This window comes from Oerskovia douganii, from assembly GCF_015142735.1.
GTDB classification, from domain to species: Bacteria; Actinomycetota; Actinomycetes; order Actinomycetales; family Cellulomonadaceae; genus Oerskovia; species Oerskovia douganii.
Genome location: NZ_JACSPN010000017.1, coordinates 19,898 through 43,881, shown reverse-complemented (window position 1 = coordinate 43,881; position 23,984 = coordinate 19,898). Strand labels below are relative to the sequence as shown.

At 69.6% G+C, this 23,984-nt stretch carries 41 protein-coding genes and 2 tRNA genes; 4 read left to right on the top strand and 39 right to left on the bottom strand.

Features of this window, described 5'->3' with window-relative positions; translation table 11 throughout:
• Nucleotides 1-13 precede the first annotated feature (13 nt).
• The 10 genes from H9623_RS13280 to terL form a co-directional block, all read right to left on the bottom strand.
• A complete protein-coding gene (locus H9623_RS13280; RefSeq protein WP_193720525.1) occupies nucleotides 14-430 on the bottom strand; it encodes a hypothetical protein in 417 nt (138 codons plus the stop codon).
• Nucleotides 427-795 carry an HK97-gp10 family putative phage morphogenesis protein gene (locus H9623_RS13275; protein WP_321575435.1) on the bottom strand — a complete coding sequence of 123 codons (369 nt, stop codon included), beginning with the start codon at nucleotides 793-795 and terminating at the stop codon, nucleotides 427-429. Before H9623_RS13275 ends, H9623_RS13280 begins: the two co-directional genes overlap by 4 nt.
• Complete coding sequence (locus H9623_RS13270; protein ID WP_193720523.1) at nucleotides 792-1,241, bottom strand: DUF6093 family protein; 450 nt, start codon at nucleotides 1,239-1,241, stop codon at nucleotides 792-794. The genes H9623_RS13275 and H9623_RS13270 overlap by 4 nt, the downstream gene beginning before the upstream one ends.
• Entirely contained in the window at nucleotides 1,241-1,645 is a 405-nt protein-coding gene (locus H9623_RS13265) for a hypothetical protein (protein WP_193720522.1), read from the bottom strand. The genes H9623_RS13270 and H9623_RS13265 overlap by 1 nt, the downstream gene beginning before the upstream one ends.
• Nucleotides 1,646-1,671: 26 nt before the next feature.
• Nucleotides 1,672-2,787 (bottom strand): phage major capsid protein, encoded by a 1,116-nt coding sequence (locus tag H9623_RS13260; RefSeq protein ID WP_193720521.1) that lies wholly within the window; start codon nucleotides 2,785-2,787, stop codon nucleotides 1,672-1,674.
• Nucleotides 2,788-2,800: 13 nt separating this feature from the next.
• Nucleotides 2,801-3,136, bottom strand: a complete 336-nt coding sequence (locus H9623_RS13255) for a DUF2190 family protein (protein ID WP_193720520.1) — start codon at nucleotides 3,134-3,136, stop codon at nucleotides 2,801-2,803.
• Between the two features lies 1 nt (nucleotide 3,137).
• Nucleotides 3,138-4,370, bottom strand: coding sequence for a hypothetical protein (locus tag H9623_RS13250; RefSeq protein ID WP_193720519.1), 1,233 nt, complete (start codon nucleotides 4,368-4,370; stop codon nucleotides 3,138-3,140).
• A 166-nt stretch (nucleotides 4,371-4,536) separates the two neighbouring features.
• Nucleotides 4,537-5,598 (bottom strand): phage minor head protein, encoded by a 1,062-nt coding sequence (locus tag H9623_RS13245; RefSeq protein ID WP_227748637.1) that lies wholly within the window; start codon nucleotides 5,596-5,598, stop codon nucleotides 4,537-4,539.
• Nucleotides 5,598-7,202: a hypothetical protein gene (locus H9623_RS13240; RefSeq protein WP_193720517.1), complete on the bottom strand. Its 1,605-nt coding sequence runs from the start codon at nucleotides 7,200-7,202 to the stop codon at nucleotides 5,598-5,600. Before H9623_RS13240 ends, H9623_RS13245 begins: the two co-directional genes overlap by 1 nt.
• A gap of 17 nt (nucleotides 7,203-7,219) precedes the next feature.
• Nucleotides 7,220-8,707, bottom strand: coding sequence for a phage terminase large subunit (gene terL, locus H9623_RS13235; protein ID WP_193720516.1), 1,488 nt, complete (start codon nucleotides 8,705-8,707; stop codon nucleotides 7,220-7,222).
• A gap of 41 nt (nucleotides 8,708-8,748) precedes the next feature.
• Here terL and H9623_RS13230 point away from each other — a divergent pair, with 41 nt between their 5' ends.
• The gene (locus H9623_RS13230) at nucleotides 8,749-8,973 is read left to right on the top strand and encodes a hypothetical protein (RefSeq protein WP_193720515.1); all 225 of its coding nucleotides are present in this window, start codon (nucleotides 8,749-8,751) and stop codon (nucleotides 8,971-8,973) included.
• Between the two features lie 131 nt (nucleotides 8,974-9,104).
• Here H9623_RS13230 and H9623_RS13225 read toward each other — a convergent pair.
• The 4 genes from H9623_RS13225 to H9623_RS13210 form a co-directional block, all read right to left on the bottom strand.
• Nucleotides 9,105-9,194 (bottom strand) — tRNA-Ser (locus tag H9623_RS13225).
• Between the two features lie 149 nt (nucleotides 9,195-9,343).
• Nucleotides 9,344-9,414: transfer RNA gene (locus H9623_RS13220), tRNA-Trp, on the bottom strand.
• Nucleotides 9,415-9,673: 259 nt separating this feature from the next.
• Entirely contained in the window at nucleotides 9,674-9,868 is a 195-nt protein-coding gene (locus H9623_RS13215; protein WP_193720514.1) for a hypothetical protein, read from the bottom strand.
• A 37-nt stretch (nucleotides 9,869-9,905) separates the two neighbouring features.
• A complete protein-coding gene (locus tag H9623_RS13210) occupies nucleotides 9,906-10,304 on the bottom strand; it encodes a hypothetical protein (protein ID WP_193720513.1) in 399 nt (132 codons plus the stop codon).
• On the opposite strand from H9623_RS13210, the gene H9623_RS13205 reads away from it, so the two are divergent.
• Nucleotides 10,305-10,613 carry a hypothetical protein gene (locus H9623_RS13205; protein WP_193720512.1) on the top strand — a complete coding sequence of 103 codons (309 nt, stop codon included), beginning with the start codon at nucleotides 10,305-10,307 and terminating at the stop codon, nucleotides 10,611-10,613. It abuts the gene before it with no gap.
• 2 nt (nucleotides 10,614-10,615) lie between these two features.
• On the opposite strand, the gene H9623_RS13200 is transcribed toward H9623_RS13205, so the two are convergent.
• The 4 genes from H9623_RS13200 to H9623_RS13185 all read right to left on the bottom strand — a co-directional run bounded on the left by H9623_RS13200 (nucleotide 10,616) and on the right by H9623_RS13185 (nucleotide 11,760).
• Nucleotides 10,616-10,987 carry a DUF6221 family protein gene (locus H9623_RS13200; protein ID WP_193720511.1) on the bottom strand — a complete coding sequence of 124 codons (372 nt, stop codon included), beginning with the start codon at nucleotides 10,985-10,987 and terminating at the stop codon, nucleotides 10,616-10,618.
• Entirely contained in the window at nucleotides 10,984-11,181 is a 198-nt protein-coding gene (locus tag H9623_RS13195) for a hypothetical protein (protein WP_193720510.1), read from the bottom strand. The genes H9623_RS13200 and H9623_RS13195 overlap by 4 nt, the downstream gene beginning before the upstream one ends.
• 100 nt (nucleotides 11,182-11,281) lie before the next feature.
• Nucleotides 11,282-11,527: a hypothetical protein gene (locus H9623_RS13190; RefSeq protein WP_193720509.1), complete on the bottom strand. Its 246-nt coding sequence runs from the start codon at nucleotides 11,525-11,527 to the stop codon at nucleotides 11,282-11,284.
• A complete protein-coding gene (locus H9623_RS13185) occupies nucleotides 11,524-11,760 on the bottom strand; it encodes a hypothetical protein (protein WP_193720508.1) in 237 nt (78 codons plus the stop codon). The genes H9623_RS13190 and H9623_RS13185 overlap by 4 nt, the downstream gene beginning before the upstream one ends.
• Before the next feature lie 110 nt (nucleotides 11,761-11,870).
• On the opposite strand from H9623_RS13185, the gene H9623_RS13180 reads away from it, so the two are divergent.
• Complete coding sequence (locus H9623_RS13180; protein WP_193720507.1) at nucleotides 11,871-12,287, top strand: hypothetical protein; 417 nt, start codon at nucleotides 11,871-11,873, stop codon at nucleotides 12,285-12,287.
• Here the strand turns inward: H9623_RS13180 and H9623_RS13175 are convergent.
• The 7 genes from H9623_RS13175 to H9623_RS13145 form a co-directional block, all read right to left on the bottom strand.
• Nucleotides 12,238-13,464 (bottom strand): hypothetical protein, encoded by a 1,227-nt coding sequence (locus H9623_RS13175; protein WP_193720506.1) that lies wholly within the window; start codon nucleotides 13,462-13,464, stop codon nucleotides 12,238-12,240. The genes H9623_RS13180 and H9623_RS13175 overlap by 50 nt on opposite strands.
• Nucleotides 13,461-13,880, bottom strand: a complete 420-nt coding sequence (locus H9623_RS13170; protein WP_193720505.1) for a hypothetical protein — start codon at nucleotides 13,878-13,880, stop codon at nucleotides 13,461-13,463. Before H9623_RS13170 ends, H9623_RS13175 begins: the two co-directional genes overlap by 4 nt.
• On the bottom strand, nucleotides 13,877-14,044 hold the full coding sequence (locus H9623_RS13165) for a hypothetical protein (RefSeq protein ID WP_193720566.1): 168 nt from the start codon (nucleotides 14,042-14,044) through the stop codon (nucleotides 13,877-13,879). Before H9623_RS13165 ends, H9623_RS13170 begins: the two co-directional genes overlap by 4 nt.
• Nucleotides 14,037-14,273: a hypothetical protein gene (locus tag H9623_RS13160; protein ID WP_193720504.1), complete on the bottom strand. Its 237-nt coding sequence runs from the start codon at nucleotides 14,271-14,273 to the stop codon at nucleotides 14,037-14,039. The genes H9623_RS13165 and H9623_RS13160 overlap by 8 nt, the downstream gene beginning before the upstream one ends.
• Entirely contained in the window at nucleotides 14,270-14,755 is a 486-nt protein-coding gene (locus H9623_RS13155; RefSeq protein ID WP_193720503.1) for a DUF6378 domain-containing protein, read from the bottom strand. Before H9623_RS13155 ends, H9623_RS13160 begins: the two co-directional genes overlap by 4 nt.
• Before the next feature lie 115 nt (nucleotides 14,756-14,870).
• A complete protein-coding gene (locus H9623_RS13150) occupies nucleotides 14,871-15,209 on the bottom strand; it encodes a hypothetical protein (RefSeq protein ID WP_193720502.1) in 339 nt (112 codons plus the stop codon).
• Nucleotides 15,206-16,021, bottom strand: a complete 816-nt coding sequence (locus tag H9623_RS13145; RefSeq protein ID WP_193720501.1) for a hypothetical protein — start codon at nucleotides 16,019-16,021, stop codon at nucleotides 15,206-15,208. The genes H9623_RS13150 and H9623_RS13145 overlap by 4 nt, the downstream gene beginning before the upstream one ends.
• Before the next feature lie 311 nt (nucleotides 16,022-16,332).
• Here H9623_RS13145 and H9623_RS13140 point away from each other — a divergent pair, with 311 nt between their 5' ends.
• Complete coding sequence (locus tag H9623_RS13140; protein ID WP_193720500.1) at nucleotides 16,333-16,743, top strand: hypothetical protein; 411 nt, start codon at nucleotides 16,333-16,335, stop codon at nucleotides 16,741-16,743.
• Nucleotides 16,744-16,821: 78 nt separating this feature from the next.
• On the opposite strand, the gene H9623_RS13135 is transcribed toward H9623_RS13140, so the two are convergent.
• The 14 genes from H9623_RS13135 to H9623_RS13075 form a co-directional block, all read right to left on the bottom strand.
• On the bottom strand, nucleotides 16,822-17,157 hold the full coding sequence (locus tag H9623_RS13135; RefSeq protein WP_193720499.1) for a hypothetical protein: 336 nt from the start codon (nucleotides 17,155-17,157) through the stop codon (nucleotides 16,822-16,824).
• Nucleotides 17,154-17,462: a hypothetical protein gene (locus tag H9623_RS13130; RefSeq protein WP_193720498.1), complete on the bottom strand. Its 309-nt coding sequence runs from the start codon at nucleotides 17,460-17,462 to the stop codon at nucleotides 17,154-17,156. The genes H9623_RS13135 and H9623_RS13130 overlap by 4 nt, the downstream gene beginning before the upstream one ends.
• Nucleotides 17,459-17,794, bottom strand: coding sequence for a hypothetical protein (locus H9623_RS13125; protein ID WP_193720497.1), 336 nt, complete (start codon nucleotides 17,792-17,794; stop codon nucleotides 17,459-17,461). The genes H9623_RS13130 and H9623_RS13125 overlap by 4 nt, the downstream gene beginning before the upstream one ends.
• Complete coding sequence (locus tag H9623_RS13120) at nucleotides 17,787-18,104, bottom strand: hypothetical protein (RefSeq protein ID WP_193720496.1); 318 nt, start codon at nucleotides 18,102-18,104, stop codon at nucleotides 17,787-17,789. Before H9623_RS13120 ends, H9623_RS13125 begins: the two co-directional genes overlap by 8 nt.
• Nucleotides 18,101-18,319: a hypothetical protein gene (locus H9623_RS13115; RefSeq protein WP_193720495.1), complete on the bottom strand. Its 219-nt coding sequence runs from the start codon at nucleotides 18,317-18,319 to the stop codon at nucleotides 18,101-18,103. The genes H9623_RS13120 and H9623_RS13115 overlap by 4 nt, the downstream gene beginning before the upstream one ends.
• Nucleotides 18,312-18,791: a hypothetical protein gene (locus H9623_RS13110; protein ID WP_193720494.1), complete on the bottom strand. Its 480-nt coding sequence runs from the start codon at nucleotides 18,789-18,791 to the stop codon at nucleotides 18,312-18,314. The genes H9623_RS13115 and H9623_RS13110 overlap by 8 nt, the downstream gene beginning before the upstream one ends.
• Complete coding sequence (locus H9623_RS13105) at nucleotides 18,788-19,267, bottom strand: hypothetical protein (protein ID WP_193720493.1); 480 nt, start codon at nucleotides 19,265-19,267, stop codon at nucleotides 18,788-18,790. The genes H9623_RS13110 and H9623_RS13105 overlap by 4 nt, the downstream gene beginning before the upstream one ends.
• The gene (locus H9623_RS19835; RefSeq protein WP_265332945.1) at nucleotides 19,264-19,389 is read right to left on the bottom strand and encodes a hypothetical protein; all 126 of its coding nucleotides are present in this window, start codon (nucleotides 19,387-19,389) and stop codon (nucleotides 19,264-19,266) included. The genes H9623_RS13105 and H9623_RS19835 overlap by 4 nt, the downstream gene beginning before the upstream one ends.
• Before the next feature lie 8 nt (nucleotides 19,390-19,397).
• Entirely contained in the window at nucleotides 19,398-20,951 is a 1,554-nt protein-coding gene (locus H9623_RS13100; RefSeq protein ID WP_193720492.1) for a DNA cytosine methyltransferase, read from the bottom strand.
• Nucleotides 20,948-21,136, bottom strand: a complete 189-nt coding sequence (locus H9623_RS13095) for a hypothetical protein (RefSeq protein WP_193720491.1) — start codon at nucleotides 21,134-21,136, stop codon at nucleotides 20,948-20,950. Before H9623_RS13095 ends, H9623_RS13100 begins: the two co-directional genes overlap by 4 nt.
• Nucleotides 21,133-21,291 carry a hypothetical protein gene (locus H9623_RS13090; RefSeq protein ID WP_193720490.1) on the bottom strand — a complete coding sequence of 53 codons (159 nt, stop codon included), beginning with the start codon at nucleotides 21,289-21,291 and terminating at the stop codon, nucleotides 21,133-21,135. The genes H9623_RS13095 and H9623_RS13090 overlap by 4 nt, the downstream gene beginning before the upstream one ends.
• A gap of 181 nt (nucleotides 21,292-21,472) precedes the next feature.
• Nucleotides 21,473-22,765 (bottom strand): replicative DNA helicase, encoded by a 1,293-nt coding sequence (locus H9623_RS13085; RefSeq protein ID WP_193720489.1) that lies wholly within the window; start codon nucleotides 22,763-22,765, stop codon nucleotides 21,473-21,475.
• The gene (locus H9623_RS19540) at nucleotides 22,762-23,580 is read right to left on the bottom strand and encodes a hypothetical protein (RefSeq protein ID WP_227748635.1); all 819 of its coding nucleotides are present in this window, start codon (nucleotides 23,578-23,580) and stop codon (nucleotides 22,762-22,764) included. Before H9623_RS19540 ends, H9623_RS13085 begins: the two co-directional genes overlap by 4 nt.
• On the bottom strand, nucleotides 23,580-23,984 hold the full coding sequence (locus tag H9623_RS13075) for a RusA family crossover junction endodeoxyribonuclease (protein ID WP_193720488.1): 405 nt from the start codon (nucleotides 23,982-23,984) through the stop codon (nucleotides 23,580-23,582). The genes H9623_RS19540 and H9623_RS13075 overlap by 1 nt, the downstream gene beginning before the upstream one ends.

Genomic DNA, 23,984 nt, shown 5'->3' with positions numbered 1-23,984 from the left:
TAGTGGGGTGCGGTCAGGCGCTCTGCGTGCGGAACAGAAGCGGAATGAACCACCTGGCCGGAGAGACGGCCGGATCGAGAGTGGCGGGGATCGACACTTCGTCCTGGCGGAGCAGCCCTGACCGCGGGGTGAGCCTGGCCTTGTTGAGCTTCTTCCGGACGAGGTCTGCGGCTTGCAGGCACCAGGTCGGGTCGCCAGCAGCGACAGTGACCTGGACGGGCCAGGTCAGTTCGTCGCCCGGTTCCTCGCAGAGGGTGTCGGCGTCAGTGCCGGGGTAGAACCCGGCGGACGGCCACAGGACCGCGTAGGGGTATGTGCGCCCGGCGGCGTCGCCCGCGGGCGAGGGTGGGACCTTGCCATCGTGGATGGTCACGGTCCCGATGGTGCGGAGCAGCGCCAGCGTCGCGGCGTGCAGGTCGGCGGCGGTCACAGGACGCTCGCCGCGATCTGCTCGAGCACGGACGCGAACCCGGGAGCGTTGCGGTCGAACGCGGGCCCCATGTACGGCTGCGGGGCCATGCGGGAGGTGCCGGTCTCGACGAACTCGCCGTAGTTCGCGGTGGGGCCGATCTCGACCTCGAGCGTCCCGGACTGCCCTACCGTGCGGAGGTCGGAGTGGCCGATGCTGGACTTGAGGTTGCCGGTGTCGACCGGGGCTAGCTGCTTCGCGTCGGCTTCGATGTCCCGGGCGGTCTTCCGCATCGCGGTCTGGACGAGGGGCCCGATCTTTCCTCCGACCGTGGTCATGTCGGCCGCGAGGGCGTTGAGCTCGGAGGTGTCGATGCTGAAGCTCACGGCGCCTCCTGGTTCGTGTGGTCGTCGATGCAAGTCAGGTCTCGCTCCCATCGCAGGGACGAGTACCGGGCATCGGAGACCGTGAGGATGCGACCAGGAAGCGCGGCGTCGCCGTTCTGGTCGACGGTGAGGACGCGGACCTTCGCGCCGGCGTCGCCGGTCGGGATGATCGGCTGGTCGGACGGGATCACGACGAGGTACGTGTGCTGGGTGACGAGCTGGCCCGCGGCGTCCCCTGTCGTGGGGGTGGTCGCTTGGGCTTGGATGCGGCACTTGCCCTCGTACAGGACGGTCTCCGCACCGGGCCCGGTAGCACCGGTGTCTGGGTTCCAGCCGCCCGCACCACCGGTCGTGATGCGGCACGTCGCTCCCATGGCGCCCTCGGTGACGGGCTTGTGATGCGCGGCCCACCCGGCCGGGATGACCGTGGTTCCGGGGAACGGCATCAGATCCACGCCCTCTCGGTGAGCTCGGGCCCGCGGGACGGGTAGGGGTGGAACTCGACGACGCCGAAGAACCCGTCCTCGGCGGCCGCCTCTTCCTCGTCCGCCGCCTTGCGCCGGGCCACGGCCTGCGCGCGGAGCTCAGCGGCGACCTTCGCGCCGTCCGTGGACAGGTCGAGGGTCTTGATGACCTTCGACACGAGGACCTCGGACGTCGCGATCGCGTCGAGTGCGTCCGCCGCGGCCCGCTTCACGGACCACGACGGGGGCGCGGCCTCGTCTGCGGGGACGCCGTTCAGGGCGAGGTAGCCCGTGAGCATCTCGTTCGAGAGGAGGAACGCGTCCTCGTTCACGTCCGCGATGAGGAGGCGCACCTGCCCTACGGGGGTGGTGTAGTCGATCGGCATGGTGCGCCTCCTCGCTCAGTGGACGGTCAGGCGCCGACGCCGGTCGCGGCGTAGGTGTGGATCGGGTCCACGGTCGCGCCACCGACGATGTGACGGACGCGGAAGTACACGCCGTCCTCGTTGAACGAACCCTCGTCGGGGCTGATGGCGCCGCCGCCGACACGGGTCCCGGTCAGGTTCTGCTGGCGCAGGTCCGGGGTCTCCCAGCCGCGCAGGAACGCGACCGCGATCGCGGGGCGGGCCGACGTCGGGGCGGGCAGCACGAACCACGCCGTGCCCTTGAGCCGCGCGTTCACGACCAGCGTCACGACGCCCTTGAGCCAGTTCGGCTCGAGCGTCGTCTTGCTGCCGTTGGTCACGCGGACCTCGGTCGCGTTCAGGATCCGGCGCGCGTTCATCTCCTGCGCCGGGCCCACGACCAGGACCAGGCCGTTCGGGACGACGAGGTTGCCCTCGGTGTCCTCCTTCGTCGACACGACGGTGATCGCGTCCGAGAGGTTCGTGTGGTCCAGGATCTTCGCGACCGGCGCGTTGCCGTTGCCCGCGTTGAAGAACGCCGGGTTCGGGGCACCCGCGCTGGTGACGATCAGCGCGTTCGCCGTCGTGTCCTCCGTGATGCGAGCCGCGGAAGCGAACGCCTCCGGGATCGTCTTCAGCTCGTCGATGTCGTCGTTGACCGACGCCTCGAACGAGTACCCGAAGCGGCGACCGAACTTCTGCACCGAGATCTCGTACTCGTTCGTGTCGTGCACCGCGTTCGGGTACTCCGACAGCTCGGGCACGACGTCGAGGGCCGTGCGGCCGCCGAGGATGTCGATGAGCTTCTTCGGCTTGAAGTCCTTGACCGTGGTGCGGCGCGCGAACCCGGTCCACTGGACGGGGAGGTCCGTGTAGCGGGCGAGGAGCTCGCGGTCGAGGACGTCGCCGGTCGCGGAGCGGAACAGGTCGCTCGTGGACAGCGCCTCCTTGACGAGGAGTGCGGCACGGTCGGAGCCGCCCCACGCCTTGCCCCACAGCTCGGTCGCTTCGGCGATGGCCTGGCGGCGGGCGGGGGAGTAGGAGCGGCGGGCGGTGGGGCTGGAGCCGAGGAGGGTCCCGGCATCGGTGAGGCCGAACGCCTCACCCACGTTGGAGAGCGTCATGGTGGGTCCTTTCTCAGACCTGGGCGAGGATGACCGGGAGGGGGCCGGTGCCGGTCCCCTTGGTGCCGTGCGAGTACCCGAAGAGGGTGTCCGTGCCGGCGGTGGCGGTCAGCGTGTTGCTGGCCGTGATGTAGACCGGCAGGCCGACCGAGGCGATCGCGCCGGCGACCGGGAGCTCGTAGGAGCCCTCGCGCCAGACCGTCGCGGTGCCGGGGGCGTTGCCGCCCTCGCCCTCAGCGGTCGCCGTGACGCCGATGATGGAGCCGACCTTGACGGGGGCGCCGGATGCGGTGTCGGCGGGGACGGGCAGCGAGATGCGTCGCGCCTCGTGCAGGATGAGGTTCTTCATGTCAGGCCTCCTTCACGCTGCGGCCGAACGCGGACGCGCCAGCCTCGTCGAGCTGGGCGACGGTCGGGGCGCCGCCGCTGATGGTCGTGCCGCCTCCGACGCCGCGGACGCTGCCGGCGCCCTGGGCTTCGGCGATCTTCGCGGCGTGCTCGGCGACGGCCTTGGTGAAGGCGTCGGTGTCGAGGCGGCCGGACTCGGCGATGCGCGGAGCGGAGGCCAGGAGGCCCGCGGTCTGCAGCTCGTCGAAGTCGACGTTGGCCTCGGCGATGATGCGGGCGGCCGTTGCGGTGTCGGTCGCGGCGTGTGCCTCGGCGAGCTCGCGGCGGGCGGTGTCGCGCTCGGACTCGAGCACGGTGGCCCGGCCGGCGTCCGTCTCGAGCTGAGCCAGGCGGCTCTCCTCGATCTCGGTCGTTGCCATGGTTCCCTCCTGGGATTCGGTGGCGGTGGTCTGCCCGGCCGGACGGCTCGGGACATCTGTGGGGGTGGCCTCGACGGCCTGGGTGGCCGCGGGTGGCTCTTCCCAGACGTCGCGGGTGTACAGGTCGGGGGCGCCCGACTCGAGGCGGTTGACGAACGCGTCGAGGGCCTCGCCGATGGCGCCGGAGAGCGCGATGCGCTCCTCGCGGGTCAGGCGACCATCGCCGAACATCTCGTCGGCGATGACGGTGAAGTCGCGGTGGATGCGGGACTCGACCCACTGCCCGACGTTGCGGGCCTCCTCGACGCGCGCGGCCTCGAGGACCTCGATGATGTGGCCGCCGCGGCCGGCCCGGGTGACGAAGTCGACGGTGTTCGCTTCGACGAGGCGAGTGATGATGCGGGCGGGTTCGCCGTCCCAGTCACCGGCCTCGACCTCTGCGCTGGCACGGATGGAAACGCCGATGTCGGGGGCCATCTCGGCGAGCATCGTGCGGAACCGGGAGTACACGCGGGCCTCAGACACGAGGGACTCCGTCGCCTGGTCCCACCAGGCGTCCTCGGTCAGGACCGCCGCGGTGTCCCAGACGCTGCCCTCGGGGCGGTCGTACCGCTCCTGGTCGGTCTGGTGGTCGATGCGCATGTGCGTGCCGGCCTTGAAGACCTTCGCCTCGGCTGCGGCCTTGAGCGTCTCGGCAGGGTAGACACCGGACGATCCGCGGCCTGCCGAGATGATGCGGATGAGCAGGCGGCCGGGCCCGTCCGCGGGGGTCGCGGCCTGCGCGAACGGCGCGGACTCAGTGATCGCGACGGGCATGGTTGACCTCCGGGAGATGATGGGTCGGTGAGCGAAGTCGACAGGGTCGACTGCGTCGAACACGTGTGGGTGTTCACGGGCGCGGTGCTAGGCCGTGATGGCGCGCACCTGGAGCACGCCTGCGCCCGGTGCGGGTCAGTCGCGCTCGAAGGGCCGGACGACAGGTTCAGGCCGACGCCAGGGCAGACACCGGGGTGACGGTGTAGGAGTCGCGCCACCCGGTCGCGGTGCGGCGCTGGGACAGGTCGTCCCACCCGATGTCCCCGGACTTGAGCAGCTCGAGCCGGGCCGGGCCCATGATCTGGAGCTGGTCCTTCTCGGGCAGGCCGTCGAACCACGCGCGGGCGTCCTGGGTGAGGGACTTCGGTTCGGTGATGCCCTTGAACCCGAGCTCGGCCCACGACTTGGTGACGGGGACGCGCGCGCACCGGCCCTGCTGGTGGTCGTAGGGGCCGGGTTCGTCGATCGGGTGCTGGCGGCCGTGCTGCGCGAGGCAGGACGGGCACGTGCGCCGGTCGAGGCTGGCGGACCATTCCCATCCGGCGAGGACGTCGGCGTTGGCCTGGTCCTGCGCGTAGGCGGCGCCGCGGTGAGCGTCGAGCATCTCGGTGCGGGCCACGTTCATGGCGCGTGTGAGGCCACCGTTGAAGGTTGACTCGATGCGCTTGAGCATGGCCCGTGCCGCGGTCTTCGGGTTCTCACCGAGGGCGACCCCGCGGAGTAGGGCCGCGTTCATCGACGCTGTCGCTTCCATAGACAGGGGCAGGAGCGTCGAGGTGACCTGCTGGGTCGTGCGGTTCACGATCGCGGCGAGCGCGTCCGGGTCGACTCGGTTGAACGACGCGGTCAGCGTCGCCTGCGTGCCAGCCTGGGCGGGCATCTGGGACGCGGTCAGGCGCGCCTGCCACTCCGCGGCCTCGGTCGTGATGCCGGACAGGTCCTCGACGATCCGGACCCCGGCCTCACGCGCGAGCCGCTCGAGAGCGTCCTGCGTGGCGTCGAGGGCCTTGAGGACGCGTTCGGCACGGTAGATCGTGGACCGCGTGGGCCAGGCCCCGTCCTGCGACTGGGCGATCAGGTCCGTGAGGGCCAGTTCCCAGTCGCGGGACAGGTTGTCCCACGCGTACACCCACGCCTTCACGAGGTCGTTCGTCGCGGCGTCGACCGTCTTGTCGACGGCGACACGCATCGACCGTAGGAGGCGCAGGGTCTCCCGGTTCACGGCCATCAGCGCACCGCCTCGGACGGGTCGACACCCCTACGGAACGCTGCCGTGGCCGCGTCCCCGACGGCTTGCCCGACCGTGGCGTAGGGGTCGAGCCAGTTCCCGTCGTCATCGGTGAGGTCGTCGATGATCTCGTCCGCGTCCTTCACGCCGAGCGCGGCGAGCAGGAGCTTTGCGATCTGCACCGGCGGCAGGGTCTTCGTGGAGTCGGCCTTCGCGATCGCTTCGATGATGACGTTGAGCGGGACCTCGTCCAGCGGCGGCCAGTCGAACTCGATCGTCGTGTCGGTGTCGCCCGTCAGGACGATGACCTCACGGCGGGAGAACGGGTCACGCGTGATGACGCCCTGCAGCGGGCCCCGGGGTGCCTTCACAGCCTGCGTGATGACGTACTGCAGGATCGACCGGTAGGTCTCCTCCCACAGGGAGCGGCGCTGCGTCATCTCGAGGCGGGTCGGGAGGTTCAGGGTCTCGGCGACGGCGCGGGCACCGGTCTGGCCGGGGTCTGCCATGAGGGTCGTGACGGGGATGCCGAGAGCGGCTGCGATCATCGCGGCGAGGGGGCGCCCGGACTCGGAGTCGATCGTGGCGCCGGTCTTCGGGATCGCCTCGAGCGAGGCGTCCTGGCCGAGGACCGCGGTCGCACCGGTGTTGTTCTCGTTCCCGGGGACGTCGGGACCGCCGGGGCGGCGTCGCAGTGCGGCGCGAGCCGTCTGCGCCTTCGAGCCCTTCGTCGTGACCTTCCACGCGAACTGCGACAGGGACTTCACGAGGACGGCCCAGTCGGACAGGAAGTCCTTGTACAGGCGAGCCCAGGGCAGCGCCGCGTAGGCGTCGCCGATGCCGAACTGCCACCCGTCCAGGCGGTTCACGCTGGTGTGGTGGATCGGGGTGTCGAGGTTGACCTTGTACCCGTCGATCCACTTGTGGCGGGTGCGGCCGGCGTACCCGAGTGCCGGGTAGTACTCGGTCTTCGTGGTCTCCGTCTGCTTGCCGTCGAGCGTGAGCTCGCGCTGGACCCATTCCCGCTTGTAGTACCAGGGGTCGTCGAGGTCGTCGGGGTTCGTGATGGTCTCGACGATCTCGTCGAACGGGATGGAGCGGACCTGCACGAAGCCTGTCAGCGGGCTGGTGAAGCACGCGAGGAAGAAGTTCCCGTCGGTGCCGAGGACCCGCTCGGACTCTTCCTGAGCCTGATCGCCGGTGAACGCGGCCCGGTTGCCCGGGTCGTCGAGGAAGGCCTGCACGACGGCGTTGACGTCCTGCTCGGCCTTGTTCGTGTCGTTCTTCCCGGTGGCGCGGGCCTGGATCTGGACGCCCTGCCCCCACACGTACGCCTGGCGGATGCCGAGGCCTCGCTTGATGAGGGGGTTCGCGACGGCCATGACGCGGGCGGCCTGCGCGGCACGCCGCAGCCCCTCGCGGTTGAACTCCCGGTCGCCGCCCCGGATCAGGGAGTCCCAGCCCGGGTCGTCGAGGGCACGCTGCAGGTCGGCCATGGACTCGGCGAGCTGCTCGGCCTGGTTCTCGGCTGCGCGTGCGCGGTCGAGGGCGGCGGTCACGACGGGGGACTCCTGGATGCCGAGGATCTGGCGGATGCGCAACACGTCACCGCCTTCCGGGGTTAGTAGCCGCCGAGGTAGGCGTGCGGGTTGTCGTCGACGAAGTCGTCGGAGTCGAGGTGGTCCTCTTCCCACAGGGGCATGAGGAGGAGCCGGTTCACGGCTTGGGAGAACGCGTCGACGGTGTCGTCGTGTGCGCCGTTCGGGAACGCGCGGGTCTCTTCGAGGAACTCCTCGACGTTCGGGAGCATCTCTGCGGTGGGGAGGTGCACGTTCCCGGAGTGGACGAACGGCGACACCGCGGCTGCGCGCGCATACTTGCTGCCCTCAGGCTCGACCGGGATGAGGCCGGCGAGCTGGCGGGACAGGGCGTTGATGACGGCGGGCCCGTTCGCCTTGTCCTCGACGAACTTCGCGACGGCCTGGGGCCACTTCGCGGACATGGCCTTGATCGCGTCCAGTGTCGCCGTGAAGGACAGTCGGGCGCGGACCTGGTCGAGGAGGTAGACGTCGGCGCCGATGCGGAGCCAGACCTGCCCGACGACGTAGTCGCTGGCCTTGGTGTCCTTGAACGCGAGGTCCCAGGACTGCACGAGCTCGTAGTCGTGGCCGGGGATCCAGCAGGACCCGTCGGCACGGTTGACGTGCATGGGCTGGTCGAAGCGGGGCCATTCCGCGGGGAACAGGTCGCCCTGGTCCGGTGAGGGGCGGCCCTGGAAGAGTGCGGCCCAGGTGCGGGGGCCGGACTGGATCTTGCGGCGCTCCCACTGGGCCGGGGTGCGGCCGCGGGCGGAGATCATGTACTCGCCGGGCTGGCGGCCCAGGACGTCGGTCTCGCCGTGCTCGGGCCGGTGGTCGGCCTGCGCGGGGATGTTCAGGACCTTCCAGAGGTGCCCGTCTTCGGCGGCCTTGAGTCGGCCGGCGAGGTCGTCGTGGTGCCACCTGGTGAGGATGAGGATGACGGGGGCCCCGGGGGCGAGTCGCGTGGAGGCGACGTCGGTCCACCAGTCCCAGGCCCGGTCGCGGTAGACCTCGGAGTCGGCCTCGGCGCGGTCCTTGAGGGGGTCGTCGATGATCATGAGGTCGGCGGGGCGTGAGGTGAGGCCACCGCCGATGCCGACTGCGTAGACGCCGCCGAGGTGCCCGGAGATCTGGAACTCGTGCTGGGCTGCGACGTCGTCCGCGATCCGCATGCCGAGGGCGTCGGTGTGGGTGCCGACTTCGCCGCGGATGAGGCGGCCCATGCGGCGGGCGACGTTCGCGGCGTAGGACGCGATGATGATGCGCGTGTCGGGCCGGTCCTGCAGGAGCCAGGTCGGCGCCCACTTCGTGGCGAGCGTGCTCTTGCCCTCCTGCGGGGGCATGGAGACGATGAGGCGCCCGTCGGGGGTGTTCAGGGTCTCGAGGATCGCGGCGTTGATGACGTCGATCGCGGGGGTGCGCCGGAACTTCGGGTCGAGCTCGACGGCCATCTCTGCGGGGGAGGGCCAGCGTGGGGGCGGTGCGGGCTCGAACTGGCGGGCGGCGTGCTCGAGGAAGGCGAGCGACATTTCACCCTCCTTGGGGCGAGTGTCCTCGCTACTCTCGGCTCATGGCTCACATCGTGTACGGCGGACAGGCTTACCCGTTGGCTCCGAACAGTGCAGATCAGATTCGGGCTGCGATCAAGGACATCTTGCGCACGGGATCTTGGGGGGAGTTGAACCTCGGCTCTGTGCGCGAGGAGTACGAGACTCACATCTTCGTCATGCCTGGAGTGCCGATCGCGGTGCATTCATGGGACCTGGATGAACCGGATCCGCGGTTGGTGCCCTGACGGGCCGGGGTCGCTCTCCGCGCTGGTCTCGACCGTTGTTCGCGGGGTTCCATCAACACCGTCAGGGAGCTTGAAGTCCGGCGCGCAGACCGGCATGCGCGCATGCGGTGTGGTCCACGTACCGGACTGTGCGGTGAGGGAGAGGGTCGAACTCCCACGCGGGTTCCCCCGCAGGCTGGTTTCGAAGCAGCTGCCGCCGCCATCTATCGGCTGGCCTCACCAAGGGCCCGTTCGCCGGTGTTCGGCTCTGGAGGTGGGCTAGACCCCCACGATCCGCGGCCCCGTGACGGGCCCGATCGCGTTCCCCGTCCTAGTCACGTCAGGGGACCACTACAGCTGGCAGGCGCACCTTGTGGGTGCGCCCGCCGCGCACGGGTGCCAGGAGTCGAACCTGGGCTGAACGGGTTGGAGCCGTCCGTGCTTCCGTAGCACTTCACCCATCGGGCGCATCGACGACGGGCTGACTACTGTCAACCAGCCTGCACCCGCCGGCTCGCACCGGGTGGCGTCGTCGATGGCGAGGTGCAGGGCCGGTGGCCGAAGCGTCCGGGGGAGTTGCTGCACCTGCGCGTTTCCGCGCTGAACCGGGCATGCGAAGAGCCCGGGGCCTATGCGGCTCACCGGGCTCTTGTGACACGTCCTTCGATTCGACACGAATGTATCACCGCAACATCGGGCACGTAACCCCTGCGGAATCCGGTCAGCGGCGGGTGACGTACCGGTGGATCTTCACTGCACGAGTGATGCCGATAACGCCCCAGATCACCGCGCACACGATCAGCAGGAACGGGACCACAGGGACCTGCGCGACGGCGAGCAGGATGCCGAGGACGAGCGCGCCGAGCGCGAACCAGAGCTGGTATCCGACGGGCTTGAGGTCACTCGGTGCGGTCATGTGGCGAGTATGGCGTGAACCACCGACACGGGCGACGTCAGGCACCGTTCGCGATGGCGCGGAGCTCACGCGGGACGACGTCGGCGACAGCGGTCTGCCAGGCGTCGGCGAGCTGGTCCGCGGTGAGCCCGGCCGCGAGGAGTGCGGCGTAGAGGCCGTCGAGGATGCGTCGGATGACGGCGACCACGAGGTCGCCCTGGGACTCAGCGAGGCGGACCTTGCGTTCCTCGACGCCGGCCTTGAGCGCGGCGGAGCAGACGGCAACGAGGTGGGCGCGCTCGGCCTGGTAGAGCGAGTACCAGACAGAGGGCTTCGCTGACACCGTGTACGAGGTCTCGCGGCCGTTCTTGTCGGACTCCTTCTCGGACTCAGCAGTCGTCCCCCACACGAGGGCTTGTTCGTCGAGCTCCTGGACCTTCTCGCGGAGCCACTTCACATGCCCGGCGGTCCACTGGACTTCCTGCAGGAGGGCGTCGGTGGGGGTGATGTCGACGGGGAGGCCGAGGGTGGCGACCTGGCGTGCGGCTTCGGCTTCCTGGGCGCGACGAAGACGGGCGGCACGGACCTGTGGCGCCGCGCCACCATGCGAATTGCAGGTCTCGCCGGGCAGGCAGGGGCGGGCGCAGGGGAGGCCGGCGCGGGGCCCGTTCTTGGTGTGGCCGGTGCAGCCGGGGTGGGGCTGCCCGCACTTCTCGCAGGTGGGTGTCATGGTGCTGTGACTTTCGCGTTTGTCGTGGTGCTGTGACGTCACGGGCGCCATGCCTCGTCGTAGTCCGGGTGGTCGCTGTACGGGAGCGCGAGGTCGCGCAGCGTCTCCTCAGCGTGCTCGTTCGGCCAGATTGGGGCCGAGTGCGCGAGGGTCGGCATGTGCGTCTCGTCGAACGCGCTGGCGAGAAGCCGGTCAGATTCCCGCCAGACGACTGCCACGATCGGGCGGCAGCGCTCGACGATGCGCCGCTTCGCCTCGCACTCCACCAGCACACGCTCGGTGTTCCACCTGACCTGGTGCTCGCTGTCGTAGGTCGGCAGGAGCGACGTGTTCGCGTAGTCGGCGTCCTCCTTGTGTGCTGCCGCCTCGTCTTCGGCGATGCGGGCGAGGACGAACTCGGTGAGTGTCATCGCGTGATCCTTCCGGGTTCGTGGGTGCCGCCGCTCGGGCACTGGGTGCAGGCGTGGCCGCGGTCCAGGGTGCGCCAGACAGGGGTGCCAGGGGAGCCGTGCCAGCCCTTGAGGAGCAGGCCGTGCTCGATGGGGCGGAGGCGCTTCGTGCAGGTCGACAGTTCGCCGGTCGTCTCGTCGTTCGTGACGGTCATCGCTTCTCCTTGGCGGCGTGACCGTCTGTGGTCAGGGCGAGGTGAACCCAGCCGACGACGAGGACGAACATGATGGGCTGTCCGCAGACCCGGCAGCGCTTCACGGTGCGACCTCCACGGGTGTCGTGAGCGGCAGGTTCTCGGTGGTCCAGGCGCCGACGGCGAGCGTCATGGTCTGCCGCCCGGGCACCTGCTCCGACTCGTCGGTCCCGAAGCGCATCTCGGTGATCCAGTCCGTCTCGACGCGGAGTGTCCGGAGCTGGCCCGTGATGCGTGCGCCGGACCCGTCGATGGTGACGGTGCGGCCGATGTGCTGCGGGGTCAGGTCCCCGACGGTCAGGCTCACTGGGTGTCCTCGGCTGGTCGGTGCTTTGGTCGCTTCGGGGCGCCGTGGCGTTCGAGGACCTTCCAGTACCCGGCGCCGGACAGGCCGGACGCGTCGATGATCTGGTCGGAGGGGTAGTTCGCTCCGTGTGCGGTGAGGATCGCGGCGTCCCGGGCTGCGCGTGCTTCGGCTTCGGCGGTGATGGTGTCGCGGTGGGCGGCTGCTGCTTTGCGGAGGTCGTCGAGTTCTGCCATGTTCCTTAGTTTACCGGGGCGAGTTCCGACATGGAATGGTTGTGTTCCTGAGTTCATGGCTTCTCCTGTGGATAATCTGGAACAGAATCAGAAGATGGGACAATGGATGAATGGACCCCGACCTCGTCGCATTCACAGACCGGCTCAACGCGGCGTTCGCGCAGTGCGGACATGAGGAGGTTGAGGGGTTGATCGGCTTCCCGCAATGGAAGTGCACGGTCGCGTCTCGGATCGCCGCGGCCCTGCTCGAAGAGCATGGCTTCGGCACGTGGCAGCTCGTGGAGGGCCGAAGGCTCGCAACGCCCGACGTCGGCAAGCATGTCTGGCTGGAACGTGACGGACTGCTCTACGACCCGACAATTCATCAGCGCGATGATTTCGACGCGCCTCTCCTTGGCCGGAATGAGCACCCGTTGGTCAACGAGCAGTTCGCCGTGTATCAACGGGCTGCCCACGACATCGACAAGCACACAGGACTCAAGCAAGCCCGAGGTCGGGTGCAGGAGCTTGTAGGCATGGGATCTTGACGCGTGGTCGGATGACGCGGAGGTTGTCCCAATTCCCTTCATCGTCGACCGTGAATGTGACAATTCCGGGTTCGGACGTGTCGCCGGACAGGTGACGCCACCAGGACGACCCGCCGTCGAGCGCGGGGGCCTGGATCCAGTACTTCGCGCGGCCGTCGACAGCGCCCGTTGGTTGCATGCTGAACGAGTGGTAGTGCCCTGTGACGGCGATCGTGGCGGCCGCGAGGGGCTGGTCTCCGTGGGTCTGCTTCGCCCACCACGTCGGGAACTGGCCGGAGCGGGCCTGGTGTCCGTGGACGAGGCCGATGATGGCGCCGCGGACGGTGAGCGCGAGGGACTCTTCCCACGGGTCGGGCATGGTGAAGGTGATGTCGCCGCGCTTCGCGAGGGTCAGGGCGTCGGCGACGGCACGGTGGGTCTCGAGGCCGAAGTCGTCGCCAGGCTTCCCGAGTCGGTCCTTCCCGCGGCGCCACTGGGTGTGGTTGGACGGCACGGTCGCGACGAGCGTTGACCGGTGGCGGGCCGCGAGGCGGGTCACGACGTTCGTCAGGATGACGCGCGCGTGCCGCAGCTGCTCCGGGAAGGACAGGTCGTTCGTGTGGGCCTGCTGGGCGGTGTTCTCGAACCCTTCGGTCAGGTCGCCGGGGTCGAGGATCACGGCGTCGTCGCACGGGGTCTCGCGCACGATCTGGTCGTGCTGGGTCAGCATGTCCTCGAGCCGGTTGTAGAGCTCGGGTGTGCCGCCGTGCTGGTCGACCTTCCCTATCTGGGGGTCGGCGAGGACGGTGACACGGGTGCGGCCAGTCTTGGTCTTCGTCGCGGGGGTGCGCCGGTTGGTCTTGGCGACGCGCACGAGCTCCGCGTGGTCCACGGCGGGTCCGTCCGCGTGGTCGCGGTCGCGGATCCCGAACCGCACGTAGACCATCGGGTCCTTGGGGTCGCCCCAGTAGCGGACCTGCTGGATCTCGACGCGCCGATGGTCGGGCAGATCGAGGGTGGTGACGCGCTTGATCTCGTCGCGCCACTGCTTCTCGTCGTCGGGGATCTCCTTGAGGGCGAGTGTGACGACGGACGGTTCGCCGGCGTCGTACTTCACCCCGGGCTCGAACCCGGTGGGGGCGGTGCGTGGCCGGGGGACCTTGGGCGCGATGCGGGCGTGCGTGTCAGCGAGACTCACAGGTGGAGGCCCTTCTCGGGTTCGGCGTCCCGCACGGCGGGGAACGTGTAGGTGCTCTGGTCGGAGCCGTCGAGGTGGCGCATGAGGTGCCAGGTCGGGCAGGGCCAGAAGTGCGGGCAGTCGGTCGCCGCGCACGAGAACAGGTGGTGGTTCTTCTCCGAGATGCTGTACCCGAGACGCGTCTGTTCCGGGTCGAACACTGGGACGTGGCGGGCATACTCGGCCTTGATCCGTTCGAGGACGCTGGTGGTCGGGTCGTCGTCCTCGTCGAGGGCGACCTCGGCGCGTGAGGTGTCGTTCAGCCAGTACCCGTGGGAGAAGACCGCGCCGACGCGGCCGTCGGCTAGGCCGGACTGGTAGCCCCGGCCGATGGCTTTGTGCATGTCGTCGTTGGAGTACCGTTTGCGGCCGCTCATGGCTGGTCCTTCCAGTTGATGGGTTCGCCGTCGAGGAGGCCGAGGAGGAGGCGTCGGCGCCCGTCGAGGGCGCCCCAGTTGCCGGGGTGCTCGACGTACTCGCGGACGGCGGTCAGGCGCGCCAGGGCGTCCGTCAGGGCTGCGGCGGTGGGGTCGTCACTCACAGGTGCACTCTCCTCGTCGGTGGCGGGCCACGGTCTGGCCCTTGATGGGGTGGCCGTCGGCGGTCAGGGTGCGGGCGATGCCGGCGGCGGGTTCGTCGTCGGGGTGGGCGGCGAGGGCGGTGTCGAGCCATGCGAGGTCTTCGGGTGGGAGTGCGGCGCGGATGCGGGTGACGGTGCAGGTCCCGCCGCGGCGCACCGTGTCGCGTGTGTGAAGTTCGGCGAGGCTCATTCAGTGCCCCTGACGACGGTCTCGCCCTGCGGGTCCGCGTAGAGCGTGTCGAAGCGGGAGGGCTCGGCGAGGACACCGGCGGCGTTCGCAGCGCTCATAGCTGCGGTGTTGCGCGGGTAGATGGTCTCGGCGTCGAACGCCGGGTGGTCGAGGCGCGGCCCGGCAGGGTCGTAGCCCCACGCGGGGGCTGCGGGCTCCTGCACGACGTCGACAGCGGCCGACCTGGACGCGATCTCCCCACCGAGCGCGACGTACCCCGCCGCGTCCACCCACGAATCCTGGTGCCCCGGCGACGTGATGAGGCGCGCGACCTTGAGCTGCGTCAGACACAAGGCGACGTCGGTCGCTGTCACGTCGACCCCGAGGATCGGGCACCAGAGGTCGGCGATGCGTTGGAAGTTCTCGGCGGCGTCGCCGTAGTCGCGGGCGCGGTCGCCGTTGATGAGGCTGCCTGCCGTGTCGAGGATCTGGTCGCGGTTCACGGGTGCTCCTAGTGGCGGGGTGGTCGGGGGAAGAAGCCGAGGATGGCGAGGCCAATGAGGGCGGCGAGGACGCAAGCGGGCGGGAACCATGCGAGCCACTCGTGCGGGCCGTCCATCAGCGCCGCTCCTTCGGGTGCAGGATCTGGTCCTCGTAGGACTTCTTCGCGGCCGTCCGCTGGCTGGCGTACACGTCGAGGAAGCGTCGGAAGGCCTCGACCTCGTCGTCGGTCAGGACGAACTCGGTCTCCTCGGTGTCCCACTTGTAGGGCCCGTGGTGCTTCGTGCGGGCCCAGAACCGCCACCCGTTGCGCACGGGTTCGGCGGTGACCTCGCGGACGGCGGAGTCGGAGCGGTAGAGCTTCTCGTTCAGGTCCTCCGCGGCCTTGACGCGCGCCTCTTCCTCCTTCACGCGCCCGAGGAGGTACTCGACGCGCTGCATCGGCGTCTCGGTCATGCGACTGCCTTTCCCTTGCGTGCCGCGGCCAGCGCGGCGAGGTGGCGGACGTCCCCGACCCGGTACATGGGCCGGTCAGGTGTGCCCCGGTTCGTGAGGCGGTCCCGGGCGCACCACTCGTGGATGCGCTTGGCCCGGACCTCGGTCCCGAGGCCACCGAGGGCCTTCTCGAGTTGGGGGGCGGTGAGGAGCATGTCGTTCGCCCGTTCGAGGAGCTCGTCTTGGCGTGCGGTGAGTTCGACGGTGGCGGTGCAGTCGCGGCAGTGGGCGAGGCGGGCCTGGTCGTAGGCGATGAACTCGCCGTCGCAGTCGGGGGTGGTGCAGGGCCCGGCGTACTTCCGGTCGGCGGGGCGGTCAATGACGCGGGTCGCGTTGCGGAGTGCCGCGGTGATCTCGTCGAGGGCTTCGGCGCCGGCGGCCTGGGCTCGGAGCCAGGTGACCTGGTGTTCGAGGAAGGCGGCGAGGTCGCGGAGGAGGTAGGCGGGGTGGGGGAGGCCGCGTTGCTCGGCGATGAGCGCGGTCCAGGTGGCGAGGGCGGAGAGGAGGACTGTGCGGGCTTCGGAGGCGCTGGTGTTGAACAGGACTGGGGTTTCGCCGGATGCGCTGCCGCCGGTGCCGAAGTTGGTTTCGCGGGTGATGGCGGTGTCGAGGTCGGTGGCGAGGCCGGGGATGACGCGGCGTGGTGGGCCTTCGATGAGCTCGTCTTGGACGGACTGGAGGAGGCGGGTGGTGGTGGTGCCGCATGGTGGGCAGATGTAGGACGAGTCAGGAACTTGGCGGCCGCAGTTGAGTGCGCATTCCTGGTTGGTCATGGAACTAGCGTAGGTGTAGGGGGTTGACTTTGGAACTGTTGCGGGTTGACAGTGGAACTACACGGTGTAGAGTTCCACTCATGACGACAAACCGGACACGGTGACGTTGACCAGCACCAACACCCGCGCCCCACCAACCCAGCCCCCACAGGAAGGCCCCACGATGACCAGCAACCGCGGCCCACCAAGACCGGCACGGCGACCCAACCCCACCCAGGGAAGGCGGCGACCGATGCCACCACCAACACCACCAAGACCCCCGGACTCAACGCCGAGCCGGGGGTCTTCTGGCGTGCGGATAGGGTCCAGGCATGAAGATCTCAGCCCCACGCCAACGCCTAGCGGTCTCCGAAGGCATGGCCCTCGGCCTGCTCATGTGCGGCCGCGAACACCTCGATGAGCCCCGCTGGCTGGTCGACCTCGCGTTCGAGGACGTGTTCCCTCGCTGGGCGTACAGCGGCGACTTCTCCCAGGTCGTCACTGACCTGCGGAACGGCACCAACGGCGCGATCGTCATGACCCGCGCCGACGCCAGGAAAAAGACGTTCAGCCTCTGCTGGGAGCCCGACGGGCCGGAGCTGTGGATCCGCTCCCGTGCTGGCGACGAGGTCAGTGTCTCGATGACGACAAGGATGATCGATGGAGACGTGCCGGCGGAGGGTTGGCACGAGCTCGCGGAGGCGTTCCTCGACCACCTCGACATGCACACGAACAAGGCCTGAGGCTAGATGAGGGAGTCATCTAGTCTCAGGCCTTGACTCAACCTTGCGCTACGGGCCGGTGCGTCCAGGTTGCGGGGGTCAACCTTGACGCGGGGCCTCGTCTCGGTACGGGTTGGGGGTCGTGTTCGCGCGCTGGCGGCTGAGTACGTCGGCGCGCCCGGCCCGCTTCCCCTCGTCCCATGCGTTGGCTTGGGCTTCCTGCACGAGGTCACGCCCCGGCACGTGCAGCAGGGCGTGGGGGCCGTCGTGCTCAGCCAGGACGTGGGCAGATCCCCAGTAGTCAGCGCAACCTGGGGTTTGCCAGTCCCATCGCCCTTCAAGGTCGACGCGGACGAACACCTGCCCGCTGCCGAGTCGGATCACGCTGCCGATGGGTAGTGCGTTGAGCTGGTCCACGGTGTCGATGCGGGTCATGAGGGCTTCCCTTCGAGGGCGGCGATGCGGAGGTGGGTGACGATGGTCTTGCGGTGAGCGAAGTCGCTGTCGATCCCCTCGATGCGGTCCGTGAGCGCCCGTACGCGTTCGAGTGCTGCCCGTGCCGCGTCCCTCTCGGCGAGGAGGTCGTTCTTGCCGTGGCGGTCCCAGAGGTTGCGGTACCGCTCGTTCTCGGCGCGTAGTCGGTCTACCTCGTCGGCCAGCTCGGACACGAGGGCGCCGATGCCCGTGGCACGAGTTCGCGCCCACTCCCTCGCGCGTGGGGTCAGGTCGTCGGTGCTCATGCGTCCTCCAGTGCGGTGATGGTCGGGCAGGGGTAGGTCGACCGGCACTCGCAGCACAGGTCCGGGTAGTCGGTCTGCCCGAATGCCACGCCGTCGCGGATCGCGTCGTAGGGCCGTGGCGCGTGCAGGTCGAGCACGGCGCGGAGCTTCTTGGTCGCGGCGGGCAGGTCAGTCCGCGCGGCCGCGATGTGCTCGGCGTTCGCAGGCCGCAGGATCGTCCCCACGACGAGGTTGTCCCGGTCGCGGATCTCCCGGTCCCTGACCTCCCACGGCCCGGGCATGGCGTTGGTGCGTGCGTCCACCTGGTCGAGCCACGTGCGTGCGTCAGTCATCGGTTGCGTCCTTCCAGTCGTGTGCGGGGCGGGCGATGAGCGCGAAGTCGTGGATCGCCCTGGACCTGGCCTCATCCTCGGTGAGCGGGCCGCCTAGAGACTGCTGCGGGACACCTCGCCAGGACACGCCCCACTCGACGCTCGTGGGGATCAGGCCAGCAGCAGCCAACACCTCCGCCTGATGGTTGGCGTGACCGTTGCACTCGTCCATGCCGCAACGGCACCAGTCCACGCCGTCCGTGTCGGTGTAGTGGAAGCGATGCTCGGTCAGCAGCTCGGCGACGCGGGCCGTGTAGTAACGGGTCGTCATCGGGTTGCTCCTCTCGCGATGTCGGATGCGGTGCCCTCGCCGACCGCACGAGCGATGTCCTGGGCGATGCGCTCCCGAACCTCCGCCTCGTGCGCGGCCAGCCACCGGTCGAACTCGGCCTCGAACTCGTCGCCCCGTGCACGGCCATAGCGGTACGCCCCGTGCTCCCAATACTCCGCACGGACAACGTCCGTCGTGGGCGTGTACTCAGTCATGGGTTGCTCCTCTCAGGCGGGCATCAAGGGCGTCCTCGACTACGTACAGCGGGACGGCGTAGACCGGGAAGTTGTCACCCTCGAACGTGGCGCGCCCGACACGGTCGTTGATGTCGCGCATGATGTCAGCCACCACGGGCGGGGCGGGGAGCGCGGCCAAGATGGCGGCGGTCACCTGGTTCGCAAGGTGCCACCGCGCGTCGATGGAGTCGCCGAACTTGGCGCCGCACGCGCAGCCCATGTGTCGGGGCTCGTGATCCCGCATGGCCTGGTACTTGGCGACTCGCGCCACGTCCTCGCGTCGGGTGTCGGACACGACCTCTGCCGGGTGAGCGGCGAGCAGGGTGCGGACCTGGGCCTCGGGGATGAGCGGCGCACGTCGCATCCACTCGTCCGCGAGCTTGGTGAGGGCGGTGCGCAGATCGTTGGGGTCGGCCGGCGTCGTGGGCTTCGATGCGGTCGGGGCGGTCACAGGGTCTCCTCGATCACGCGGCGGACGGGGTAGGTGGGGAGCGTGATCGGCCCGTGGTAGGTGGCGGGCTCGGGCATCGCGCCGTCTCCGCTCTCCTCGGGGTAGGAGATGACGAACGGGTCGTCTTCGCTCCAGGTGAGGATCCAGGGGCGGTCGTCGGCGTCGCGCAGGAGGTGGCTGAATGGCGGTTCCATGTCGGTCTCGTCGAGCCAGGTCCGGAGGTCGTCCTGGATGGCGAACACCGTGGGCTCGGTCGCCGGCACGTGCAGCACGGGGTGGTTGCTGGCGATGGTGAAGGAGGTGACGGTGGCGCCGTCGGTGGTCTGCCAGATGTCGCGGCCGTGGGTCTGGGCGTTGCCGGTCTTGATCGCGAGGACGGTGCGGTCGTGCGCGGCGGTGCAGCGGAGCGGGGTGCCGACGGGCAGGGCCTCGACCCACTCGGTCGACACGGACTGGGCGATGGGTGCTGGGCTCATGTGGTCTTCTCCTTGTGGTGGCAGCCGCACGCGCAGTCGGCGGGCTGGTCGGTGGTGTAGTTCCAGGCGTCGCCGGAGCACGCGCGGTGCTTGCCCGCGGCGCAGTCGGGGGAGTAGGGCATGGGGTCCATCACGCGGCCACCGCCTCTCCGGTGAGGGCGGCGACGACGGTCGCGACGAGGTCGCGGGCGGCGGGCGGGGTGACGGCGTTGCCGGAGAGCTTGACCTGCTCGCGGCGGTTGCCGGCCATGAGGTAGTCCTTGGGGAAGGCCATGGCTTGCTTGATCTCTGAGGGCTCGAGCATCCGGAAGCGGACGTCGGCGATGTCGACGGTCTGTCCGGTGAGGAGCGACTGGTGGCCTGCGGTGGTGATGGTGCGGACAGGTTCCCCGGCGGGTGTCGTCATCTCGGCGCCGCCCTCGTTGTGCCGGTGGATGAGGGCGTGGTGGTTCCCGGATGCGGTGACGGTTGCGAGCGGGTCGGCGGCTGGTCGCGCGGTGGAGCCGCCTCCGCGGAGCTCGGCGAGGAATGGTGGGAACGCGAGGCCGGACTCGTTGCGGGTCGTCTGGGTGCGCAGCGCGTCGCCCATGGTCATGGGCTGCTTCCCGTCGCGGCCTTCGACTGGGACCATGACGGGCGTGTACGCGATCGCCTTGGACTCGCGGGTGTGCATCGTGCGCAGCGGCTCGGATGCGGGCCAGGCCCGGTAGTACGAGCTTGGGTCGCCGAACCCGGCGTGCTTGGGGTCGGCGGCGTCGTACTGGTTGCCGCCGTGCTCGACGTGGATCGGGGACCAGTACCGTTCGATGCCGACCTGGATGCGTCGCATCGTCTTCTCGGCGAGCGGCTTGGCGCGGTCCCCGATCCTCGTGCCGGGGTTCGACCAGTCGATGATCGAGGACGCCGGGAGCCACGCGGGCTCGACGACCTGGTTGCGGCACGCGACGTTCGGGCACCGGTACAGGTACTGCGAGCGGTAGCGGCCGGGGCGGGTCTGACCGTCGCCCTTCTTCCACCACTGCATGGCGTCGACGATCTGGTCGCAGCGCGCGCAGTACGCCTTGGGGCGCAGCATGTGCTCGAAGTCCGGGGCGCGGTCCCCGGTGCGCCAGAACGCGATGTAGACGCGGTCGCGCGACTGCGGGGCCGGGAGCCCGTAGGCCTGGGCGTGCATCGAGTTCATCGAGATGATGCGGTGCCGGTACCCGAGGGCGTGCATCGCGCCGAGCCAGGACTGGAACAGCCCGCCGCGCACACCCCAGGGGGAGGACCAGTCGACGACCTCGACGACGTTCTCGACGAGGACCGCCTTGTAGTGGTGGGCCTCGGCGAACCGCACGACGTCCCACATCGTCGCCCTGCTGCGCTCGGCTGCGGCCTCGGGCAGGACGTCGCCGAACAGGTCGGGCTGCTGGCCCGCGAGCTTGCGGCCCTTCGCCCGCGAGTGGTTCGTGCACTCCGGTGACGCCCAGAGCAGGTCCGTCGTCGGGATGAACCTGGGGTCGGTGTTCGAGATGTCGGCCTGCAGGTGGTCCGTGTCTGGGTGGTTCGCGTTGTGCGTCTCGATCGCGATGTCCCAGTGGTTCGCCGCGAGCTTCACCTCCACGCCCGGGATCTGGACCATGCCCGTGGACGAGCCGCCAGCCCCGCAGAACAGGTCGGTCGCGGTGAGGTTCGCGCTCATGCTGGGGCTCCTGCGTGGGTGCGTTCGGTGGACTTGGTCCAGGCGTTGTAGTGGCAGCGGATGGTGGTTTCGGCGCCGAGCTTGTGCCGCTTCCCGCGGAGGGGGCCGAGGTCGCCGGTGAGGGCGTGGTCGTAGGCGCGGATCTCGAGCGCGACGTCGGACGGCGCGGCGTGACGGCCCTTCACCGGTCGGCCCAGACGAGGCGGCCGGCGGGGGTGATCTGGAAGAGCTTGCGGAGCGGGCGGTCGCCGTCGATCGCGTGCTGGTCGCCGTCGACGATCTCCGCGATCGTGTCCGGCCCTGCCGGCGTCGGGGACTTCGGGGTGAGGGTGTTGTTCATGGTGAACTCCCGTGTCTGTGGTGGATGACATTGGAACTCTAGCCGGTAAAAGTGGAACTAGGCAAGAGGTGGAGCCGTGAAGTTCCACGTTGTTCTGACGGGAGATCTCAGGTCGGGTGGTCCCGGAGTGCCCACGGGGCCTGTTCGTCCGCCCTTGCCCCCGGGAAACGTCCCGTGAGGGTCAGTGCGCCCGCCACGCCAGGTCGTCGAGGCGGGCGAGATGTCCGCGGCGGACGAGCTTGAGGGTGCCGGTCGGTCCGTGGCGGTTCTTCCCGACGCCGACGTTGAGCTCGGTCTCGTCCTCGGGGTCGATGTGGAGCAGCAGCACGACGTCGGCGTCCTGCTCCAGGCTGCCGCTCTCGCGAAGGTCAGCTACGACCGGGGCGGCGCCGCGCGCAGACTCACGGTTGAGCTGGGCGAGGGCCAGGACGGGGACGTGGAGCTCCTTGGCGAGGATCTTGAGGTCGCGGGAGAACTCGGCGACGACTTCCTGCCGGGGCCGCTTGTCGCCGGGGGCGGCGGACATGAGCTGGACGTAGTCGACGATGATCGCGCCGAGGGTGCCGGTGCGGGCGACGGTGCGGGCGTGGGCCTTGACGTCGACGGGGCGGGCCCGCGGGTTGTCGTCGATCGAGAGCGGGAGCGCGGAGATGGCGGGGGCGCACTTCGTGATGCGCGCCCAGTCGTCGTCGGTGAGCTTGCGGTCGAGGATGCGTCCGAGGTGGACGCCTGCCATCTGCGCGGTGATGCGGAACATGACTTCCTGGCGGGACATCTCGAGGTTGTTGAGGGCGACGGCGCCGCCGGTGCGGGCGATGCCGACGGCTGCGGCGCGGGCGATCTCGACGGCTGCCTGGGTCGACATCATGGTCTTGCCGGCGGCTGGTCGGGCGCCGATGACGTAGAGGGCGCCGGGGCGCCATCCGCCGATGATGTGGTTGAGGTCGGCCCACGGGGTGGGGATGAGGTCGGGTTCTTCCTCGAGGGCGTCGAGCATGTCGCCGAAGTGGTCGGCGACGAACCCGGTGGTGGCGACGGCTCGGACGCAGGCGTCGATCTCTGCGCGGGCCATCTCGATGGCGTCGGGGCCGGGGACCTTGTCGCGGACCATCTGCTGGATGCGGGTGGCGGTGGCGGCGAGGCGCCGCAGGGTGGCGGCTTCGACGACGAGGCGGGCGTAGTGCTCGGCGAGTGCGGCGACGGGGGCGTTGATGACGAGGTCGCCGAGCCACAGGAGGTCGATGCCGCGGATGCCGGTGCGGAGGTTCGCGTGGACGGTCACGGGGTCGACGTGCCCGCCCTGGCCGCGGAGCTGGGCGATCGTTGCCCAGACGGCCTCGCAGCGGGGGTCGTGGAAGTCGGCCGGTTCGATGCTGACCTCGTCGACGATGTTCGCGTCGTGGAGGGCGATGCCGACGAGGCCGTGCTCGGCTTCGGTGCTGGTGGTCTGGTCCCACTCGGTGATGGTGCTCACGGGTTCGTTCCTTCGAGGCCGTAGGGGTCGGTGACGGTCTTGCCCCAGAAGTCGCCGCCTGGGCGTGGTGGCTCGGGGCGGGAGGCTTCACGGGCGGGCAGGGGCTCGTCGTCCCAGCGGCCCTCGTTGAGCCAGGTCGCGGGGTGCGGGGTGAACGTCTGCTCGCGGTTCGGGTCGGCGGCGAACTTGCGGGCTGCGATGAGGAGCTTCGCGGCGGGGACGGAGCGGCGGGCCTTGGTGTAGGCCTTGGCTGCGGCCTGCTTGCCGACCTTGCGGGGGTACTGCTCCCAGAAGGTGTCGAACTCGGTGCTGGTCGATGCTGGCGGCGGGGTCGGCGTCGACGGCGTAGCCGGTGACGAAGAGTTCTTTTCCCCTGTTCCTCTGTTCCCCTGTTCCCCTGTTCCAGGCGCGAGGGTCTCGCGAGGGCTCGCGACACTCTCGCGAATCACGGACTCGCGGAAGTCGAAAGTGCCGTCTGGCCTGGGCAAACGCCCCTTGCCGGGCTTGTCGATGCGCTGGATCTCTTCCCAGCTCGAGATGTAGATGAGTGCGCGCCCGTCGACCTCGTACCGCCACACCAGACCCGCCTGGTGGAGGTCGGAGATGGCTTCGGAAACCCTCGCGAGAGTGTCGCGAGGGTTCGCGACCATGTCGCGAGGGAAGACGTCGCCGACGATGAGGGCGAGGTCGTCCTTGCCGACGCCGTTGTCGTCGACGTAGGACTCGAGGCCCTTGAGTACGAGGCGGGCATCCCAGGGCACGGATGAGACGGTGCGTGACCGCCAGAACTCCGGCTTGGTGCTGCGGATGCGCATCAGTGGTCCTCCGTGATCGTGATGGTGAGGCGGACTCGGGCGCCGGTGGTCTTGGTGGCGCGGAGTGCGGGGTCTGTGGTGTGGGCGGGGAAGACGGTGCGGGTGACGTGCTTGTCGGAGTCGTCGGTGATGAGTGCGGCGTCGACGAGGCCGTCAATCGCGGCCTTGGCGGTGGGCCACCAGTTGGGGGCGTCGCGGCGGGCGTTGCGGCCGAACTCGAGCTGGAGTTCGACGTGGACGGGGGTGGTGAGGGGGTGCATGCCGTGGGCGGCGTGGCGGAAGGCGCTACGGATGGCGTCGGTGCGTGGGGCGCGTCGGTAGGGCGCGGAGTCTGCTCTGCGGTTGGAGTTGAGCGTGGTGTCGGCCGGCAGGACGACCGACACCACGCGCGACTGTGGGGACAT